The organism is Mycobacterium sp., assembly GCF_039583785.1.
Classification (GTDB): Bacteria; Actinomycetota; Actinomycetes; order Mycobacteriales; family Mycobacteriaceae; genus Mycobacterium.
In genome coordinates, this window is the sequence record NZ_JAVKSG010000195.1 from 1 (window position 1) to 2,023 (window position 2,023).

The following is a 2,023-nucleotide window of genomic DNA, read 5'->3' on the forward strand; positions in this document are numbered from 1 at the left end:
GGCGGTTCATCGGGGTGGGAATGTGAACTGCAGGGTTCGGTTGTTCCACCAGGGGATGGGGGTTTTGGTGTCGGCGTAGCCGGCGTCGATGAGTTGGGGGTGGTGGCTGCGTAGGCGCAGCGCGCAGGTGACGCCGTTGTCGGTGACGTGGAGGGTGCCATCGTCGTCGAGGAAGTGGCGCCAGATGGTGTCGGGGGTGGCGGTTTCGTAGCGGGTGAGGTTGCGGGCGAAGAGGCGGTAGACGTTGCCGGCGAGGACGGTAAGGGTGGTGTCGAGGTCGACGTTGAGTGGCACGCCGGAGGACAGCGAGTCGAGGTGGAAGCCGGAAATGTAGGCGTCGAGTTCGTTTTCGATGGTCATGCGTTCGGCGTAGCGGGCGAACAGGTCCTTGCCGGCGGTGGTGAGGTCGTTGGTGATAAGCAGTGTGGGCTCGTCGTGGCCGATGTTGCGTACGGCGATCTGGCGGACCTTGGTGCCGACGCCTTTGAGGGTGATCATGTCTTCGTGCAGTTGTGGGCGTCGGTGGCGTCCGGAGCGGGTGATGGTGACGGTCTTCCATCGGTTGGCGGGAAGTGCTTGAAGCCGGTCGATTTCGGTTTTGCCGCGTTTGCGCAGGGTGAGCCAGCCGATGCCGCGTGCGGTGAGTTCGTCGAGCACGGTGTAGGTGGTCAGCTGCGAATCGAACACCAGCAGCCCGGGGTCTTCGCCGGTGGCGGCATGCCAGTAGTCGGCGAAGGCGAGGATCTCGCGGGCCTGCTCGGTCTTGGTGAGTTCGGCGTTGGCGTAGACCATTTCGGTGCTGGCATGGTCTTGGGCGAAGAAGGTGAGCACGGCGCGGGTGCGCTGTGAGCGGCGCGGCACGTAGTGTTTCTCCAGCACGGTGTGCTCACCGTGGTGGCGGATGGCGTGGAAGTCGAGGTTGAATCCTCCTGTCCCGCTGGCCATTCCGAGCGGGCGCAGCGCCTTGACCAGGCCGGTGAGCAGTTTGGTGTTGGATTCGCGGCGCACCCGGTAGGAGTAGGAGCCGGCGTGGGTGGCCTTGGGCAGCGCGGTCAGCCCGAGCGCGTGCGCGAGCCCGGCGTCGTCGGTTAGCGCGTCGATGTGGTGGGCGCGGTGCCGACGCGCGCACTTGGCCAACAGCAGCGTGCCGATCGACTGCCAGGCGGTGATCGCGGTGGTGGACGGGTAGCCGGCTGCGGCGACCAGATCGTGCAGGCCCAACTCGGCCATGACCGGAAACAACAGCAAGAGCCCGGCGTGCGGGCAGCCGATGGTCGCGCCGGCCGGCCAGTGCGGTTGCGGCCCTGCCTTGACCGGCTCCAGTGTCGCGGGGCTGCCGCGGCGAGTGTCGTCGCGGCGGTCCAGCCGGGGCAGCCCGGCCTCGTCGAGAATCTGCCACACCGTCTGCGCCGAGATCGGCGTGCCCTGCTCGGCCAGCACGGCGGCGATCTCGCCGACGCTGCGCCCGCCCGCACGCAGTGCGAGCACCTTCTCCCGCACCGCGGCGGTGGCCTTGCGCGGGCCCTTCGGGCCGGGCTTGGCCTCGGTGAACGGCGCGAGCTTGGCGGTGCGCAGCAGGGTGGCCATCTGATGCACCGTAGCGGTGGAGTAGCCGTACCGGTCGGCGATCTCGGCGGCAGTGGCGTCCTCGACGAAGTAGGCGCGCAGCGCCTCGTAGCGACGCTGGCCCGCGCCGCCGGGTTGGGTGAAATACTCCGCCCCCGGCCTCAACTGGTTTCCTTGAACAACACACACATATGTTAGAGCTATATCTGTGCCCGGTCCGTGCGCCACACCGAACACGTTTCCTGTGCTGTAACGAATTACATGCATGTGATCCATAACCGGCGATCACCGGCTGCGGGATATAGCTCCACAGCCAAACCGCGCTGGTTCTGGTAAATCTATTGAGGTCAATGCCAACTGGGGCTGCCCAAGCAAGCCGTCTACCAGCAGAAACGCGGCACATCCCGGCCACAGGCCGACTCGGGCCGCCGACCCCTACCCCTCCCGGGAATCGAGG

At 66.7% G+C, this 2,023-nt stretch carries 1 protein-coding gene; it reads right to left on the minus strand.

What is annotated here, in order from left to right; genetic code table 11:
- Positions 1-6: 6 nt before the first annotated feature.
- The gene (locus tag ABDV69_RS21305) at positions 7-1,731 is read right to left on the minus strand and encodes a hypothetical protein (RefSeq protein WP_343577814.1); all 1,725 of its coding nucleotides are present in this window, start codon (positions 1,729-1,731) and stop codon (positions 7-9) included.
- Positions 1,732-2,023: the final 292 nt, after the last annotated feature.